This is a genomic window from Cryobacterium cheniae (genome assembly GCF_004403395.1).
GTDB classification, from domain to species: domain Bacteria; phylum Actinomycetota; class Actinomycetes; order Actinomycetales; family Microbacteriaceae; genus Cryobacterium; species Cryobacterium cheniae.
On the sequence record NZ_SOGN01000049.1, the window covers coordinates 50,761 to 68,657 of the forward strand.

General features: G+C 70.3%; 15 protein-coding genes. All 15 read right to left on the bottom strand.

Translation table 11 applies throughout. The annotated features are described in order from the left end of the window. Position 1 precedes the first annotated feature (1 nt). The 15 genes from rpe to pyrR all read right to left on the bottom strand — a co-directional run bounded on the left by rpe (position 2) and on the right by pyrR (position 17,824). A complete protein-coding gene (gene rpe / locus E3T23_RS12240; RefSeq protein WP_134370713.1) occupies positions 2–670 on the bottom strand; it encodes a ribulose-phosphate 3-epimerase in 669 nt (222 codons plus the stop codon). An 80-nt stretch (positions 671–750) separates the two neighbouring features. After that, positions 751–2,184, bottom strand: a complete 1,434-nt coding sequence (locus tag E3T23_RS12245; RefSeq protein WP_134370714.1) for an RsmB/NOP family class I SAM-dependent RNA methyltransferase — start codon at positions 2,182–2,184, stop codon at positions 751–753. Further along, positions 2,181–3,098: a methionyl-tRNA formyltransferase gene (gene fmt / locus E3T23_RS12250; RefSeq protein ID WP_134370715.1), complete on the bottom strand. Its 918-nt coding sequence runs from the start codon at positions 3,096–3,098 to the stop codon at positions 2,181–2,183. The genes E3T23_RS12245 and fmt overlap by 4 nt, the downstream gene beginning before the upstream one ends. Beyond that, the gene (locus E3T23_RS12255; RefSeq protein WP_134370716.1) at positions 3,099–5,141 is read right to left on the bottom strand and encodes a primosomal protein N' family DNA-binding protein; all 2,043 of its coding nucleotides are present in this window, start codon (positions 5,139–5,141) and stop codon (positions 3,099–3,101) included. A gap of 70 nt (positions 5,142–5,211) precedes the next feature. After that, entirely contained in the window at positions 5,212–6,405 is a 1,194-nt protein-coding gene (metK, locus tag E3T23_RS12260; protein ID WP_134370717.1) for a methionine adenosyltransferase, read from the bottom strand. A gap of 167 nt (positions 6,406–6,572) precedes the next feature. Continuing rightward, positions 6,573–7,802, bottom strand: a complete 1,230-nt coding sequence (coaBC, locus tag E3T23_RS12265; RefSeq protein ID WP_134370718.1) for a bifunctional phosphopantothenoylcysteine decarboxylase/phosphopantothenate--cysteine ligase CoaBC — start codon at positions 7,800–7,802, stop codon at positions 6,573–6,575. Positions 7,803–7,827: 25 nt separating this feature from the next. Beyond that, complete coding sequence (gene rpoZ / locus E3T23_RS12270; protein ID WP_134370719.1) at positions 7,828–8,085, bottom strand: DNA-directed RNA polymerase subunit omega; 258 nt, start codon at positions 8,083–8,085, stop codon at positions 7,828–7,830. Between the two features lie 61 nt (positions 8,086–8,146). Further along, positions 8,147–9,067 (bottom strand): guanylate kinase, encoded by a 921-nt coding sequence (gmk, locus tag E3T23_RS12275; RefSeq protein ID WP_134370720.1) that lies wholly within the window; start codon positions 9,065–9,067, stop codon positions 8,147–8,149. Continuing rightward, positions 9,060–9,956 carry an orotidine-5'-phosphate decarboxylase gene (gene pyrF, locus E3T23_RS12280; protein WP_174843879.1) on the bottom strand — a complete coding sequence of 299 codons (897 nt, stop codon included), beginning with the start codon at positions 9,954–9,956 and terminating at the stop codon, positions 9,060–9,062. The genes gmk and pyrF overlap by 8 nt, the downstream gene beginning before the upstream one ends. After that, on the bottom strand, positions 9,953–13,240 hold the full coding sequence (gene carB, locus E3T23_RS12285) for a carbamoyl-phosphate synthase large subunit (RefSeq protein ID WP_134370721.1): 3,288 nt from the start codon (positions 13,238–13,240) through the stop codon (positions 9,953–9,955). Before carB ends, pyrF begins: the two co-directional genes overlap by 4 nt. Further along, positions 13,240–14,433, bottom strand: a complete 1,194-nt coding sequence (gene carA, locus E3T23_RS12290) for a glutamine-hydrolyzing carbamoyl-phosphate synthase small subunit (RefSeq protein WP_174843880.1) — start codon at positions 14,431–14,433, stop codon at positions 13,240–13,242. Before carA ends, carB begins: the two co-directional genes overlap by 1 nt. Continuing rightward, complete coding sequence (locus E3T23_RS12295) at positions 14,417–14,950, bottom strand: PH-like domain-containing protein (protein ID WP_134370722.1); 534 nt, start codon at positions 14,948–14,950, stop codon at positions 14,417–14,419. The genes carA and E3T23_RS12295 overlap by 17 nt, the downstream gene beginning before the upstream one ends. Further along, the gene (locus E3T23_RS12300; RefSeq protein WP_134370723.1) at positions 14,943–16,292 is read right to left on the bottom strand and encodes a dihydroorotase; all 1,350 of its coding nucleotides are present in this window, start codon (positions 16,290–16,292) and stop codon (positions 14,943–14,945) included. Before E3T23_RS12300 ends, E3T23_RS12295 begins: the two co-directional genes overlap by 8 nt. Next, on the bottom strand, positions 16,293–17,243 hold the full coding sequence (locus E3T23_RS12305; protein WP_134370724.1) for an aspartate carbamoyltransferase catalytic subunit: 951 nt from the start codon (positions 17,241–17,243) through the stop codon (positions 16,293–16,295). It lies immediately after the preceding gene. Beyond that, positions 17,240–17,824: a bifunctional pyr operon transcriptional regulator/uracil phosphoribosyltransferase PyrR gene (pyrR, locus tag E3T23_RS12310; protein ID WP_134370725.1), complete on the bottom strand. Its 585-nt coding sequence runs from the start codon at positions 17,822–17,824 to the stop codon at positions 17,240–17,242. Before pyrR ends, E3T23_RS12305 begins: the two co-directional genes overlap by 4 nt. Positions 17,825–17,897 lie beyond the last annotated feature (73 nt).

The following is a 17,897-nucleotide window of genomic DNA, read 5'->3' on the forward strand; positions in this document are numbered from 1 at the left end:
ACTAGTGCGCGTGCTGGTGTTCGGTCGCGGCGGCGCGCAGCAGGGCGATCTGCTTCGCCGGGTCCGCGGCGTTGAACACGCTGGAGCCGGCGACGAACGTGTTCGCCCCGGCCTCGGCGGCGATGACGATGGTGTCCTCGGTGATGCCGCCGTCGACCTGCAGCCAGACATCCAGGCCGGACTTTTTCACGGCCGCCGACAGGGTGCGGAGCTTGCGCATGGTGGATGGCATGAAGCTCTGCCCGCCGAAGCCGGGTTCCACCGTCATCACCAGCACCTGGTCGAATTCGGGCAGCAGCTCGAGGTAGGGCTCGATGGCGGTGCCGGGCTTGAGGGCGATGCCGGCGCGGGCGCCGATCGAGCGCAGCTTGCGGGCCAGGCCGACCGGGTTGGTGGTGGCCTCCGCGTGGAAGGTGACCGAGTACGCGCCGGCCTCGGCATAGCCGGGTGCCCAGCGTTCCGGGTTCTCGATCATCAGGTGCAGGTCGAAGGGCAGCGGGGAGACCTGGGCGAGGCGGTCGACGACGGGCGGGCCGAATGTCAGGTTCGGAACGAAATGGTTGTCCATGATGTCGACGTGCACGAGGTCGGCGGTGCGGATGCGGCCCAGGTCCCGTTCGAGATTGGCGAAGTCGGCGGCAAGGATGCTGGGGTTAATCCGGGTGACCATGCTTTCACCCTACTGCGGCACACCCCGGCGGCGGGAGTGCCCGGGCCCGGCGCATCGAGGCCGGGCCCAGGTGGAGACGACTACTCCGTGCGCTCGAGCAGGGTGATGAACATGGCGTCGGTGCCGTGCCGGTGCGGCCACAGCTGCACGCTGCCCCCGTCGCCGGGCAAATCGAGCTCGGAGCTGCTCAGCCCCTGCAGTACGGATGCCGTGTCGAGGGTCCGCACCCGGCCGTCCCATCTCTTGAGCGCGGTGGCCACGATCCCACGCGTCTCCGCGATGTGCGGCGAGCAGGTCACGTAGGCCAGCACACCGCCCGGCTTGAGCGCGCCGAGGGCCGCGTGGATCAGGCCGGACTGCAGATCGGAGAGTTCGGCGACGTCCTTGGGCTGTTTGCGCCAGCGGGCCTCGGGGCGCCGGCGCAGCGCGCCGAGCCCGGTGCAGGGGGCGTCGAGCAGGATCCGGTCGAATTCCTCGGGGTGGTCGTCGCCGAACCGGGTGCCGTCTTCTTCCCAGACCGGCACCTCGGCAGGCACGGCGGCCAGCGCCTTGCGCACGAGGGTGGCGCGCGCCGGGACGAGCTCGTTGGCGACGAGGCTGGCGCCGCCGGCCAACGCCTCGGCGGCGAGCAGGGCGGCCTTGCCGCCGGGGCCGGCGCACAGGTCGAGCCAGCGCTCCCCCGGCGCGACAGGGCGGGCCCGGCTGAGGGTGAGGGCCGCCAACTGGGACCCCTCGTCCTGCACGCGGAGCCGGCCGCCGCTGTCCTGCATCAGGTGCACGGGGTCACCGCCGGCCAGCACGAAGCCGGCGGGCGAGAAATCGTTGGCAACTCCGAGCCCGACGGTGTCTTCCGTGTTGCTGAGGCCGGGCAGGATGACCATGTTCACCCTGGGCGCGGCGTTGTCGGCGGCCAGCAGTTCCTCGAGCTCGGCCTCACGGCCCTCGAGGCGCAGCGACTGACGGAACGCCCGCACCACCCAGACCGGGTGCGAGTGCTCCGCGGCGAGGCGGTCGTCGTCGTCGCCGGCCTCACTCAGCACGCGCTCGCGCCACTGCTCGGGGCTGGAGCGGGAGATGGTGCGCAGCACCCCGTTGGCGAAACCGGTCGCGGCACGGGAGCCCACCTGGCGGGCGAGTTCGACGGACTCGTTCACGGCGGCGTGGGTGGCGACCCGGGTGGCGAGCAGCTGGTGCGCGCCGAGACGCAGCACGTCCAGGATGGCCGGGTCGATCGCGGTGACGGGCCGGCCGGCCGCGTCGGCGATCACCCGGTCGTAGAAGCCCTGCATGCGCAGGGTGCCGTAGGTCAGTTCGGTGGCCAGCGCGGCATCCGCGGTGCTGAGCGCGGCCCGTTTGATGCGGGTGGGCAGCAGCAGGTTCGCGTAGGCGTCGGATTCCCGCACGGCGGCGATGACCTCGTAGGCCACCCGCCGGGCCGGCTGCACGAGGTCGGCCTGTTGGGGCGCCTGCTGGCGGCCGGCCTGCGCTCGGCCCTGGCCGCGGTCGCCGCTCATGAGGCGACCACCTCCGTCCCATTCACTCCACGCCACCAGTCGATTGCCTTCATCTGTGTCTTTCCGGCCGGTTGCACGGTGACCAGCTCGAGCGGCTCGGTCCCCGTTCCAATCAGCACTTTCTTATCGATCTCTCGGATCAGGCCGGCCGGTTGGGGCTCGAAACCCTGGGTCAGGGCAACATCCTGAAGTTTGAGGCGGGCGTTGCCGAGCACCGTGAACGCACCCGGTTCCGGGGTCACGCCCCGCACCCGGTTGCGCACCGAGACGGCCGGTTCGGACCAGTCGATGCGGGCATCCGCCAGGGTCAGCTTGGGGGCCAGGGTGACCGGGCCGGACTGCGGGTTCGATTGGATTGCGCCGGCCTCGAGGGCGTCGATCACCTGCAGCAGGAGGCGCGCGCCGCTGTCGCTGAGGTCCCGCAGCAGGCTGCCAGCGGTGTCGTTCTCGGCGATGGTCTGCGTCAGGAACGCGAACACGGCGCCGGCGTCGAGTTCGGGCACCAGCTGGAACACGGCGGCGCCGGTCAGCTCGTCGCCGGCGATCAGGGCGCGCTGTACGGGAGCGGCCCCGCGCCAGCGCGGCAGCAGCGAGAAGTGCAGGTTGATCCAGCCGAGCCGGGGCACCGACAGGAGCGGTTCGCGCACGAGCCCGCCGTAGGCGACGATGACGCCGAGGTCGGGTTGCAGCGCGGCGATCTGCGCGGTCGCGGCCTCGTCGAGGCGGTTGGTCTTGAGCAGGGGCAGTCCGCGTTCCTCGGCGGCGCTGGCGAGCGGGGACGGGGTCAGCACGCGTTTGCGGCCGAGCGGGGCATCCGCCCGGGTGATCACGGCCGCCAGTTCGTGGTGGGACCGGGCCAGGGCGACCAGGCCGGGCACGGCCGCCTGGGGGGTGCCGGCGAAGACGAGTTTCATTTAGAGCAGCTCCGGGTCGTCGAATCGTACTTTGAGTGTAGGCGCGGGGCGGAAGGCCGCCCCCTTCGGGCGCCGGCGGCGGGCGGCGTTCCGGACGATCGCGGCCTTGAGCGCTCGGGCCACCTCGTCCCCGCTGGCGTAGGGCAGTCGCACGATCGCGCGTACGAGCGGTTCCTCGGTGGTGACCGGGCCGAGCACGTCGACGCCGTCCATCCCGGCGAGGTCGGCCAGGACCGCGGCGACGTCGGCGTCGGTGCCGGTGACGGATGCCGCCCGCACGGCCGGCGGGAACCGGAGCTGGCGGCGGTCGGCCAGTTCCGAGGCGGCGAGCATCTCGGGCTGCCAGGAATTGAGGGCCCGGGCGACGAGCCCGCCCACGCCGACCAGGATCACGGCGGCGCCCGGGGCCGCGAGGGCCGCGGCGTTGGACCACCAGCGAAGGCAGTCCTCCCCCACCCGCAAGGATTCCCGGGCCAGCATCCGTTCGCCGTCGAGCAGCAGGATGGCCCGGTACCCGCCGGTGGGGATGGGTTCGGCCCCGCGGGTGGCGATCACCAGGGCCGGTTCGGGCCCGAGGTGCTGCAGGGGATGGTCGCCGTCGGCGACGATGATGAGCGCGCCGGGGAATGCCCGGCCGAGTTCCTCGGCGGTGCGCCCGGTACCGAGGGTGACGACCCGCAGGGCCCGCCCGTCGCAGTGCGTGCAGCTCCAGTTGGCGGCGAGGGCCCCGCACCAGCGGCACGAGGGGGTGGAGTTCTTCGCGGCCAGGGCGAGCGGGCCCTGGCAGGTGGTGCAGCGGGCGGCCTTCTTGCAGCTCTGGCAGGCGAGCATCGGCGCGTAGCCGGGGCTGGCCACCTGCACCAGCACGGGACCGTGGGCGAGGGCCTCCTTCGCGGCCCGCCAGGCTGCCGTCGGAATGCGGGCGGCGCGGGCCTGCTGGTCGGGCTCGGACTGGAAGTCGGTGGGGATGACCCGCGGATGTCGGTTCTTCGCGGGGTGCACCGCGCTCAGCCAACCCAGTTCGACCAGTCGCTGCACCTCGACGGTGCGGGCGTGGCCGAGGAAGACGAGGGCGCAGCCGGACTGGCCCTGGCGCACGAGCGCGGCGTCGCGGGCGTGCACGTAGGGGCTGAGCGGCTCGCCGTGCAGCGGGTCGCCGTCGTCGAAAAGCGCGATCAGACCGAGGTCGTGGGCCGGCGCGTACACCGCCGACCGATTGCCGATCACGATCCGGGGGGCCGGGGCGAGGGCGGCCAGGAAGGCCCGGTACCGGTCCGGGTTCGGCTGGCGCGCGTCGACACGGCTGACCGAGCCGGCCGGGGCGAGCAGGTCGAGGGCCGCCTGCAGCTGGTCCTGGTCGCGGTAGTCGGGCACGACCAGGATGGCGCTCCGCCCGGCGGCCAGGCTGGCCACCGCGAGTTCGGCCAGGGTGAGCGCCCACTGCCCCACCGTCTGCCCGTCCGGCAGCAGCCGCAGGTCGGGCACCGCGGCGACGCAGAGGCGCGCGCGATCGGCGACGGCCGTGTCGAGCGTGCCGGCCGGGTAGTCGCCGAAGGCCGGCGCCGCGGCGGCGGCAACCTCGGCACCCTCGGCAGTGTCGGCCGAGTCGGCGGCGTCCGCTGCCCGCGCAGCGAGCCAGGCCTTCTCCACCCGCACCTGGCGCGGGGGCACGGCGAGACGGATGATGTCGCTCGCGTTCCCGGAGGCCCGGTCGGCAACCCGGCGGGCGAGCTGCCAGACCTCGGGGGTGAGCACCCGGGCGGCCGAGACCACGCTCTCGAGAGGGCTGAGTGCGCCGCGGAACTCGGCGCCCGCGTCCGGGCCGGGCAGCGCCGCGGGTTCTGCGTCCGGTGCGGAGGCGCCGAGTACCTCGATCAGGTACCCGTCGGCGACGCGGCCGGCCGAGCGCAACGGAACCCGCACGCGTACGCCGGGCAGGGCGATGCCGGCGAGCTCGTCGGGGATGCTGTAGTCGAAGAGGTGGTCGAGCTGCGGCAGCGGCGAGTCGATGAGCACCCGGGCCACGAGGCCTGGCCGGGTCATCGTCGGCCCGCCTGGCGGGTCACAGCGCCTGCCGGGTCACGGCGTCTGCCGGGTCACAGCGTTTGCCGGGTCACAGTCCGGCAGCGCTTCGCAGTTCGTCGACCCGGTCGAGCCGCTCCCAGGTGAAGTCGGGCAGCTCGCGGCCGAAGTGGCCGTAGGCGGCGGTCTGCGCGTAGATCGGGCGCAGCAGGTCGAGCGAGTGGATGATCGCGGCGGGCCGCAGGTCGAAGACCTCGCGAATCGCCGCGGTGATGTCACGATCCGCCATCACCCCGGTGCCGAAGGTCTCCACGTAGAGCCCGACCGGTGCTGCCTTGCCGATTGCGTAGGCGATCTGGATCTCGAGGCGCTCGGCGAGACCGGCTGCCACGGCGTTCTTGGCCACCCAGCGCATGGCGTAGGCGGCCGAGCGGTCCACCTTCGACGGGTCCTTGCCGCTGAACGCACCGCCCCCGTGCCGGCTGGATCCGCCGTAGGTGTCGATGATGATCTTGCGGCCGGTGAGTCCGGCATCGCCCTGGGGGCCGCCGATCTCGAACCGTCCGGTGGGGTTGATCAGCATGTTCAGTCCGGTCGAGTCCAGTTCCACGCGGCCCAGCACCGGGCGGATGACGAGTTCCTCCACCTCCGCGCGCAGCTTTTCGTTGGACACCGTCGGCGAGTGCTGGGTGGACAGCACGACGGTCTCCACGGTGCGTGGTGTGATGCCGTCGTAGCCGATGGTGACCTGGGTCTTTCCGTCGGGACGCAGGTAGTCGAGTTCGCCGGACTTGCGCACCTCGGCGAGGCGTTCGGCGAGGCGGTGCGCGATCCAGATCGGGATCGGCATCAGCTCGGGGGTCTCCCGGGTGGCGTAGCCGAACATGATGCCCTGGTCGCCGGCGCCCTGGCGGTCGAACGCGTCGATACTGGATTCCTCGCGGCTCTCGTAGGCGTCGTCGACGCCCTGCGCGATGTCGGGCGACTGGCCGCCGATGGAGATCTCCACGCCGCAGGAGCGGCCGTCGAACCAGACGTCGGAGGAGTCGTAACCGATGTCCGTGATGCATTTGCGCACGATCGACGGGATCTCGACGTAGGCCTCGGTGGTGACCTCCCCGGCGACGTGCACCAGACCGGTCGTGACGAGGGTCTCGACGGCGACCCGGCTGTGCGGATCTTCCGTCAGCAGGGCGTCGAGGATGCTGTCGGAGATCTGGTCGCAGATCTTGTCGGGGTGACCCTCGGTGACCGACTCCGAAGTGAAGAGGCGTAGATCGCGCATCTGGCCCATCTCTGTTGCTGAACAACGTGTAGAAGAAGTGAACGTGAAAAGGCACAAGGTGCGCCCGGCCGGGAGGCCGGGTGTCCGGGTCGAGCCGCTCCGGAGCCTGTGCAGACCACCGCGGCTGCCGACGACGGCGGTGCGGGTGAACGGCTGCCCGGGCGGGCTCAGATGATCAGGTCAAGGATGCGCCCGGCCACCGACAGTTTGGTTCCGGATGCCTCACACACTATATCTCCGGCGTGATCGAGCACCGTGATCGCATTACGGTCCGAGGCAAAGCCCTCCGCCCAGCCCACGCGGTTGACCACCAGGAAGTCACAGCCCTTCCGCGCCATCTTCGCTCGACCGAGGGCAACCAGTCGGACCGGATCGGTCTCGGTCTCGGCGGCGAACCCGATCAGGACCTGGCCCGGCCGGTGCGCCTGGGCGAGGCCGGCGAGGATGTCGGGGTTGCGGGTCAGTTCGAGCAGCAGGGTATCGCCGGTGTCGTCTTTCTTGATCTTGTCGTCCTGCACCAGCAGCGGCCGATAGTCGGCGACCGCTGCCGCCATGATCACCGCATCGGCCCCGGCGGCGGCCTCTGTGACGGCCGCCTCGAGTTCGAGCGCCGTGCCCACGAGCCGCAGCTCGACCGACGCGGGGGCGGCAACCTCGAGGTTCGCGGCGATCAGGGTCACGCTGGCGCCCCGGGCGAGGGCGGCCTCCGCCAGGGCGACTCCCTGCTTGCCGCTGGAACGGTTGCCGAGGAAACGCACGGGGTCGAGGGGTTCGCGGGTGCCACCAGCGGTGATCACGATGTGCTTGCCGACCAAATCGGCAGTCGATTCAACGGTGCCGTGCGCGGCGACGCCGTCGGCCGCGGTGAGGGCTGCCAGGGCGGCGGCGACGATGGTGTCGGGCTCTTCCATCCGGCCGGCCCCGGTGTCGGAGCCGGTGAGCTGGCCGACCCCCGGGCCGACGACGACGATGCCGCGGGAGCGCAGGGTGGCCACATTGGCGACCGTGGCCGCGTTGTTCCACATCTCGGTGTGCATTGCCGGGGCGATCACGAGCGGTGCCGTGCTGGCCAGGATGGTGTTGCCGAGAAGGTCGTCGGCGAGGCCGGCGGCGAGCTTCGCGATGCTGTTCGCGGTGGCCGGGGCCACGACGATCAGGTCGGCGGACTGGCCGATGGCCACGTGCCGCACCTCGGCGACGCCCTCATAGAGGTCCGTGTGCACGGGGTTGCGGGAGATGGCCTCCAGGGTGGGCTTACCGACGAATCGCAGCGCTGCCGGCGTCGCCACGACGTGCACCGAGTCCCCCCGCAGCACGAAAGCGCGCACGACGTTGACGGCCTTGTAGGCAGCGATGCCGCCGGTTATCCCGACGACGATCGTGCGACCTGACGACATCCTGCGCGCTTGGGGTTCGCTCGTATTACTCGACGATGGGGCGGGAGGTGAGCTTGTCCTCGTTGATCTCGCGGAGCGCGACGGACAGCGGCTTGTCGTCGACGGTCGAGTCGACAAGGGGGCCGACGTTGTCGAACAGGCTGCCTTCGTGCAGGTCGGCGTAGTAGTCGTTGATCTGACGGGCGCGCTTGGAGGCGAAGACCACGAGGGCGTACTTGGAGTCGACCTTGGTGAGCAGATCGTCGATGGGCGGGTCGATGATGCCAGTGAGCTTGGTAGCCATTGGTGTCACTCCTTCAGAGCGGTTTGTGCTGCGGACTGCGCAGAATCACGGAAAACGGGCGCTACGGCAGCAACGGCGCCGTACGCAGATTCATCAAGTCTACGACCTCGCGCGCCGCTTCGCCCACGTCGTGGTTCACGACCCGGTAATCGAACTCGCCCTGGGCGGCCAATTCGAGCTTGGCGGTCTCCAGCCGGCGGGCCTGTTCGGCGGGCGTCTCGGTGTCCCGGCCGATCAGCCGACGCACCAGTTCATCCCAGCTCGGCGGGAGCAGGAAGACCAGTCTGGCATCCGGCATGGCCCGCCGAACCGCGCGGGCCCCCTGGATGTCGATCTCCAGGAGCACGCTGTGGCCCTGGTTCAACGCGTCCGTGACGGGACTTCGTGGGGTGCCGTAGCGGTACGCGTTGTGCACGGTCGCCCATTCGAGCATTTCGCCGGCTGCGACCATCCGGTCGAATTCGACGTCGTCGACGAAGAAGTAGCTCACGCCCTCGGTTTCGCCCGGTCGAGCTTTGCGCGTCGTGGCCGAGACCGACAGGTGCACGTCCGGGTAGTGCTGACGGATGTGCGCCGCGACGGTCCCCTTGCCGACCGCGGTGGGACCGGCGAGCACGACCAGCTTCGCGGAGGAATCCAACCGCCTCGCGGCGGTGCGCGTGGTGAGAAATTCTCGCAGCCGGTCGCGCTGGTGCTTGCCGAGGCCCCCCAGACGCTTCGACGGCGAGATCTCCAGCTTCTCCATGATGCGGTGCATCTTGGTGACGCCGATCGCCGGAATGCTGATCAGGAACTCGGTCACCCGCAGGCGCCCTTCGACGCCATCCGGGCTCTCGATGGCGGCAGCCAGCACTTCCAGCGCAGTGCGTTTTCCCTTCGCGATCTGGCCTTTAACTGCGGCACGCGCGCGGCGCGCGGCCACGGCGGCTCGCGAGGCGGCAACCCGATCGACGTCGGGCGGGGTGGGGCGTTTCTCAGCCACGGGCAGCTCCTGCTTCAACTACTCGGCGCGCAATCGCTTGTTTGATTCGGTCGGGGCCGGCCGATAGTACGCTGCGCGATTCACTCACGATAACGCCTTGAGCGTACCCCCCGTACAAGTTCCTCAGATCGGCGACCTGCGCTCCCTGGTGGCCGAACCCGGGGGCGAGGATGGGGGTGAGTGCTCGGGCAGGGGCATTCGAGAGGTCCAGACCGAACGCGGCCAGGTCCAGCGTGGCGCCGAGCACCACCCCGACCGAGCCGAGTGCGGAGCCCCCGGACCGCTCATTCCGCTCGCGGGCATCGTCGAAGACGGCCCGGGCGACGGTCCGGCCGGTCTGGTTTCCCTCCGTGATCACGGCGCGCTGGAACGCCGCCGCCTCGGGGTTGGACGTGGCGGCCAGCATGAAGAGTCCCTTGCCGGTCCGGGCGGCGAGGGTGAACACCGGTTCCAGCGAGCCGACGCCCATGTACGCGTTCACCGTCATGGCATCGACCTCGAGCGGGGATCCCGCGCTCAGCCAGGCCTGGCCGTAGGCCTCCACGCTGGTGCCGAGGTCGCCACGCTTGACGTCGGCGATCGTGAGCAGCCCGGCCGCCCGGGCATCCGCCAGCACCCGTTCCAGGGCGCTGTACCCGGCGGAGCCGAAACGCTCGTAGAAGGCCACCTGGGGTTTCACCAGGCCGACCTGGCCGGCGGCGGCGGCCACAACCTGGCGGCCGAAGGACTCCGCCCCGGCGGCCGTGTCCGGCAGTCCCCAGTCGGTCAGGAGCCAGGCGTGCGGGTCGATGCCGACGCAGACCTGTCCCCGGATCGCGAGGGTCTTCCCCAGCCGGTCACCGAATGCGGCCGGCGCAGTCGACTCGGCCGGTTCCTGCCCGCCGCTCACAGGGCTGCGGCCCGGGTGAGGGCGTAGTCCTGGAGCGAGGTCACCTCGAAGCCGCCGCGGATCGCGTCGATCGAGGCCACCGCGGCACTCAACTCGGCGATGGTGGTGAACAGCGGGAGGTCCGCGGCGACCGCGGCCGCGCGGATCTCGTAGCCGTCGGCGCGGGCGGTGCGGCCGCCGGGCGTGTTGATCACGATCTGCACCTCTTCGCGGCGGATCAGTTCCACGATCGACACGTCCGCCTCGTCGGCCTTCTCACTGAATTTGGTGACGATGCCGGCGCGGATGCCGTTGCGCTGCAACACCTCGGCGGTCCCCTCCGTGGCGATGATGGAGTAACCCAGCTGCTGCAGGCGCAGCATGGGCAGGATGATCGCGCGCTTGTCCCGGTCGGAGACCGACACGAACACGGTTCCGGTCAGCGGGATCCCGCCGTAGGCGGCGAGCTGGCTCTTGGCGAAAGCCCGCGGAAAGTCGCGGTCGATGCCCATGACCTCGCCGGTCGAGCGCATCTCCGGGCCGAGCACGGAATCCACGACGAGACCCTCGGGCGTGCGGAACCGGTTGAACGGCAGCACGGCTTCCTTCACGGCGACCGGGGCATCCATCGGCACCCGCGAACCGTCGATCAGGGGCAGCTTGCCCTCGACCTTGAGTTCGGCGATGGTCTTGCCGACCATGATCAGCGCGGCGGCCTTGGCCAGGGTGATGCCGAGGGCCTTGGCCACGAACGGCACCGTGCGTGAGGCGCGCGGGTTCGCTTCGAGCACGTAGAGCACGCCGGCGCCGATGGCGAACTGCACGTTGAGCAGTCCGCGCACGCCGATGCCTCGGGCGATGGCCAGCGTCGCCTCGCGCACCCGGTCGATCTCCGCGCGGCCGAGGGTGACCGGCGGCAGGGTGCAGCTGGAGTCGCCGGAGTGGATCCCGGCCTCTTCGATGTGTTCCATCACGCCGCCGATGTAGAGCTCGGTGCCGTCGTAGATGGCGTCCACATCGATCTCGATGGCATCGTCGAGGAACCGGTCCACGAGCAGCGGATGCGACGGGCCGATGATGCCCTGGCCGGCCATCCGGGTGAAGTAGTCGGCCAGCGACGCGGAGTCGTAGACGATCTCCATGCCGCGGCCGCCGAGCACGTAGCTCGGGCGCACCAGCACGGGGTAGCCGATCTCCTCGGCTACCACCGAGGCTCCGGCGTAGTCGGTGGCGACCCCGTTGCGGGGCGCGAGCAGGCCGGCCTGATCGAGGATGCCGGAGAACAGCCCGCGCTCCTCGGCCAGGTCGATCGCCTCCGGGGTGGTGCCGAGAATCGGGATGCCCTCGGCTTCGAGGCCCTTGGCGAGGCCGAGCGCGGTCTGGCCGCCCAGCTGCACGACCACGCCGACGAGCTCACCGCTCTGGCTTTCGGCGTGGATCACCTCGAGCACGTCCTCGAGGGTCAGGGGCTCGAAGTAGAGCCGGTCGGAGGTGTCGTAGTCGGTCGAGACCGTCTCCGGGTTGCAGTTGATCATGATGGTCTCGTAGCCGGCCTCGGAGAGGGCGAACGAGGCGTGCACGCAGGAGTAGTCGAACTCGACTCCCTGGCCGATCCGGTTCGGGCCGGAGCCGAGGATGACGACCTTCCTGCGGTCGCTGGGCACGACCTCGGTCTCCTGGTCGTAGCTGGAGTAGTGGTACGGCGTGAGCGCGGGGAACTCCCCCGCGCAGGTGTCGACGGTCTTGAAGACCGGCCGCACGCCGAGGATGTGGCGCACCGTGCGCACATCCGCTTCGCCGAAGCCGCGCAGCTCGCCGATCTGCGCGTCGGAGAAGCCGTGGTCCTTGGCGATGCGGAGGATATCCGTGTCGAGGCGTTCGGCGGCGGCGATCTGATCGGCGATCTCGTTGATCAGCACGATCTGGTCGAGGAACCACGGGTCGATCTTGGTGGCCTCGAAGACCTGCTCCAGCGTGGCGCCCTTCCGGAGTGCCTGCTGCACGGTCACGATCCGGCCGTCGGTGGGCATCTCGGCGACCGTGAGTAGTTCCTCCACCGTGCGGGGCTCGGCACCCCAGTGGAACGACGAGCCGCGCTTCTCCAGCGAGCGGAGCGCCTTCTGCAGCGCGGAGGCGAAGCTACGGCCGATGGCCATCGCCTCGCCCACGGACTTCATGGTGGTGGTCAGGCGCCGGTCCGCGGCGGGGAACTTCTCGAACGCGAACCGGGGCACCTTGACCACGACGTAGTCGAGGGTGGGTTCGAAGCTGGCCGGGGTGACGCCGGTGATGTCGTTCGGGATCTCGTCGAGCCGGTAGCCGAGCGCGAGCTTCGCGGCGATCTTGGCGATCGGGAAGCCGGTGGCCTTGCTGGCCAGGGCGGAGGAGCGGGACACGCGCGGGTTCATCTCGATCACGATGATGCGGCCGTCGGCCGGGTTGATCGCGAACTGGATGTTGCAGCCGCCGGTGTCCACGCCCACGGCACGGATGATGTCGATGCTGATGTCGCGCAGCTTCTGGTATTCGCGGTCGGTCAGGGTCAGCGCCGGGGCGACGGTGATCGAGTCACCGGTGTGCACGCCGACCGGGTCGACGTTTTCGATGGAGCAGACGACGACCGTGTTGTCGGCCGTGTCGCGCATCATTTCGAGCTCGTATTCCTTCCAGCCGAGGATGGATTCCTCGAGCAGGACCTCGCTGGTCGGGCTCTGGTGCAGCCCGTCGCCGACGATGCGGCGCAGTTCCGCCTCGGTGTAGGCGAAGCCGGAGCCGAGGCCGCCCATGGTGAAGGAGGGGCGCACGACGAGCGGGTAACCGAGGTCGCCTGCGAAGCCGACGGCCTCTTCGACCGTGTGGGCAATGTGGGAGCGGGCGACGCCGGCGCCCGCGTCCAGCACCAGCTGCTTGAAGATCTGCCGGTCCTCGCCCTTCTGGATGGCGTCGAAGGAGGCGCCGATCAGTTCGACGTCGTACTTGGCCAGGATGCCGCGCTCGTGCAGTTGGATGGCCGCGTTCAGCGCGGTCTGCCCGCCGAGGGTCGGCAGGATCGCGTCGGGGCGTTCCTTCATGATGATCGTCTCGAGGATCTCCGGGGTGATCGGCTCGATGTAGGTGGCGTCGGCGAAGTCGGGGTCGGTCATGATCGTGGCCGGGTTGGAGTTGACCAGGATGACCCGGACCCCCTCGGCCCGCAGCACCCGGCAGGCCTGGGTTCCGGAATAGTCGAACTCGCAGGCCTGGCCGATCACGATCGGACCCGATCCGATGACGAGAACGCTGTTGATGTCGTCGCGCTTGGGCATTACTTGGCGTCTCCTGCTCCGGCGGCCGCTCGATTGGCAACCACCACATCCCTGAACCGATCGAAAAGATACTCGGCGTCGTGCGGGCCGGCCGCCGACTCCGGGTGGTACTGCACCGAGAAGGCCGGAATGTCGAGGCAGCGGATGCCCTCGACCACCTGGTCGTTGAGGCTGTAGTGACTCACTTCCACCCGGCCGAAGCCGGTGCGGGACTCGTGCACGCCCTCGATGGGCATGTCCACGGCGAACCCGTGGTTCTGCGAGGTGATCTCCACCCGGCCGGTGGTCTTGTCGAGCACGGGCTGGTTGATGCCCCGGTGCCCGAACGGCAGCTTGTAGGTGCGGAAACCGAGGGCGCGGCCGAGCAGCTGGTTGCCGAAGCAGATCCCGAAGTAGGGCACGCCGGCCCGCAGCACCTCCTGCAGAAGGTTGACGTGCAGGTCGGAGGCGGCCGGGTCGCCGGGGCCGTTGGAGAAGAACAGGGCCGACGGCTTCAGGGACAGCACGTGCTCGGCGGTGACCGACTGCGGCAGCACCAGCACCTCGAAGCCGCGGGCGGCGAGGTGGCCCAGCGTGGCGGTCTTGACCCCGAGGTCGAGCACGGCGACGGTGCCGATCTTCTCGCCCTGCGCGGGCACCGAGAACGGTTCGACCGTGGAGACCTCGTCGGACAGGTTGCGGCCGCGCATGCCGGCGCCGGAGCGCACCAGCTCGAGCTGCTCACCGTCGGAGAGGGCGAAGCGGTCGCCGGAGAAGATTCCGCTCTTCATGGCGCCGGCCGAGCGAATGTGGCGGGTGATCGCACGCGTGTCGACGCCGCTGATTCCGACGACTCCCCCACCCGTCAGGTCGTCGTCGAGGCTGCGGGTGGACCGGAAGTTGGAGGCTATGCGGGCGGGCTCCCGCACGACGAAACCGGAGACCCAGATCCGGCGGGATTCCATGTCATCGTCGTTGGCGCCGGTGTTGCCGATGTGCGGCGCCGTCATCAGCACGATCTGACCGGCGTAGGACGGGTCGGTGAGGGTCTCCTGGTAGCCGGTCATGCCGGTGGCGAAGACGATCTCTCCGAGGGTCTGTCCCACGCTGCCGTAGGCGCGGCCTTCGTAGCGGCGGCCGTCTTCGAGTACGAGCACGGCAGGGGTGGGTCGGTCGGGGGTCGTTGCGTCGCTCACGCTACGCCTCGCTTTCATCAGGCGCGGCCGGGCGCAGGGCGTCGGCCGCAATGGTTCGGATGGCGTCGTTCACGCTGACGCGGTCGGATGGGTCCAGGATGCGGAAATAGCTGTCGACGATCTGACCCGGGGCTCCGGGCAGCCGCCAGCCGAGCAGCAGCAGGCCGTCGGTCTCGACGGCGCGATCGATCGCAACGGTGGCGTCTTCCAGCACGGCGATGGCCGAGGTGGGGATGAACACGGCCTCCTCGCCGGCCAGGGCCAGGATCACGCCGGCCTCGGTGATGGTCAGGCGGGCCCGGGCCCGGAAACCCAGGCCGGGGATGTTCAGGCGCTCCAGAGGCTGGGCGCGGAGGGTGGTGGCGACGTAAAGCACCGCGGCGGAGACCAGCTCCCGGGCCGTGTCGACCGGCAGCGGGTACCCGGCGGGCAGGGCGGCATCCCGGCGGGTGCGACCCCGCCAGCTGCGCAGCATGAGCCCGAGCAGGCCGAGGAGCACGGCGACGGTGATGACGGTGGCGATGGTCCTAGCCATGGGTTCGCCCCCCGACCGCCGCGATTTCGGCGGCGGGTCGCAGCGCGCCGTCCAGGACCGTGGCGTAGCCCCGGTGGAACGTGGCCAGCACCCGTCCCGGCAGGCTCATCGCCAGGTAGGGCGAGTTGGCGCTCTTGCCGGCCAGGTTGCCGCGCCCGAAGACGCGGCTCGCGGCCGGGTCGTAGAGGGTGAGCTCGGCGGGAGCCCCGACGATCAGGCCCTGGCCCTGGCCGGACAGCCGGCCGATCCGGGCGGGCGTCCGGGAGAGCACCCGGGCGATGTCCGTCCAGTCGAGCAGCCCGGTGTCGACGACGGCCGCGTGCACCACCGACAGGGCGGATTCGAGTCCGACCATGCCGTTCGCCGCGGCATCCCACTCGCAGTCCTTCGCCTCGACCGGGTGCGGGGCGTGGTCGGTGGCGACGATGTCGATGGTGCCGTCGGCGAGGCCGGCGCGCAGGGCGTCGACGTCTTCGCGGCGGCGCAGCGGCGGGTTGACCTTGAACCGGGCGTCGTAGCCCACGACCAGGTCCTCGGTGAGCAGCAGGTGGTGCGGGGTGGCCTCGGCGGTCACCTGGATGCCGCGGGCCTTGGCCCAGCGGATGACGTCGACCGAGCCGGCCGTCGACACGTGGCACACGTGCAGGCGCGACCCGACGTGTTCGGCGAGCAGCACGTCGCGGGCGATGATCGACTCCTCGGCGACCGCGGGCCAACCGACCATGCCGAGCTCGCTGGAGAGGGCGCCCTCGTTCATCTGGGCCTTCTCGGTCAGGCGCGGTTCCTGGGAGTGCTGGGCGACGACGCCGTCGAACGCCTTGACGTATTCGAGGGCACGGCGCATCAGCAGCGGGTCGGAGACGCAGAAGCCGTCGTCGGAGAAGACCCGCACCCGGGCGCGGCTGGTGGCCATGGCGCCCAATTCGGCCAGGCGCTCCCCCGCGAGTCCGACGGTGACCGCGCCGATCGGCTGAACGGTGACGTAGCCGGCGCGCTCACCGAGGGCGAGGACCTGGTCGACGACGCCGGCGGTGTCCTGCACGGGTGAGGTGTTGGCCATTGCGAAGACGCTGGTGAAGCCGCCGACGGCCGCGGCCTGGCTGCCGGTCAGGATGGTTTCGCTCTGTTCGAAACCCGGCTCGCGAAGGTGCGTGTGCAGGTCGACCAGGCCGGGCAGAGCGATCAGGCCGGCCGCGTCGACGACGGTCGCGCCGGCGCGGGAGAGCCCGGAACCGATTTCGGCGATCCGGCCGTCCGCGAGGACGAGGTCGGTAAGGGCGCCGTCCGGGAGCGTCGCGCCCCGGATCAGGTACGGCGTGCTGGCAGTGCTGTCGCTGGACATCTATGAATCCTCCCGATCTCCGGACAGCAGCAGATACAGTGCCGCCATCCGCACTGAAACTCCGTTTGCGACCTGTTCGCGCACGGTTGAGCCGGCCGAGTCTGCCGCCGCTGAAGATATTTCCAGGCCGCGATTCATGGGGCCGGGGTGCATCACAATGGTAGTCGGAGCGAGTCGGCCGAAGCGCTCATCGTCCAGGCCCCAGCGGCGCGAGTACTCGCGGCTGTTCGGGAAGAAGGCGGCGTTCATCCGTTCCTGCTGGATTCGGAGCATCATCACCACGTCGGGTCCGGCGTCGATGGCCGCGTCCAGGTCGAAGCCCGACTCGGCCGGCCAGCCGCTCATGTCCATCGGCAGCAGGGTGGGCGGCGCGATCAGCGTCACGTGCGCGCCGAGCGTGGTGAGCAGCCACAGGTTCGAGCGGGCCACCCGGGAGTGCAGGATGTCGCCGACGATGGTGACGGTGACCCCGTCGAGGCCCTTGCCGCGCGCGGCGCCCCGGTGCAGCCGGCGACGGATGGTGAACGCGTCCAGGAGCGCCTGGGTCGGATGCTCGTGGGTGCCGTCGCCCGCGTTGATGATGCCCGCGTCGATCCAGCCGCTCTCGGCGAGCACGTGGGGGGCCCCGGACGCGGGATGGCGGATCACGACCCCGTCGGCACCCATCGCTGCGAGGGTCTGGGCGGTGTCCTTGAGGCTTTCGCCCTTCGACACGCTCGAGCCCTTGGCGCTGAAGTTGATCACGTCGGCGCTCAGCCGTTTCGCGGCGGCCTCGAAGGAGATCCGGGTGCGGGTCGAGTCCTCGAAGAACAGGTTGACCACGGTCTTGCCCCGCAGGGTCGGGAGCTTCTTCACCTCGCGGTCGGCGACATCCGCCATGTCCTCGGCGATGTCGAGCAGCCGGATCGCCTCGCCCTGGCTCAGGCCCTTGGTCGACAGGAGGTGCCTCATGACGCCGCCTCCGTGTCCACACCGTCCGGGTGTTCGCCGCCAGGGGGCCCGCCGTCGATGCTGACGAATTCGTCGCCGTCGACCTCGAGCAGGTGCAGGTTGATGCGTTCCGCGGTCGAGCTGGGCAGGTTCTTGCCCACGAAGTCGGCTCGGATGGGCAGTTCGCGGTGGCCGCGGTCCACGAGCACGGCCAGGCGCACGATGGTGGGGCGGCCGTGGTCGCCGAGGGCGTCGAGGGCGGCGCGGATGGTGCGGCCCGAGTAGAGCACGTCGTCGACGAGCACGACCGTGACGCCGTCGATGCTGCCGGGCACCAGGGTGCGCGACGGCGTCCGGGTGCGGGTGTGGCCGAGGTCGTCGCGGTACATGGTGACGTCCAGAGAGCCGACCCTGACATTCGTCGCGGTGGGCTCGATGCGCTGGATGGTCTCGGCGATTCGACGGGCCAGGACGACCCCACGGGTGGGTATGCCGAGGATCACGAGGTTCTCGGCGCCTCGATTGGACTCCAGGATCTCGTGGGAGATCCGAGTCAACGCTCGGGCGATATCAGCCTGGTTCAGCACGGTGCGTGCCATCAACCCGACCTCCTTCCCCGCCTCACCGGACGGCTGTTAAAGGATGTCATTTCCGATCTTCACCTTAGCACCTGGC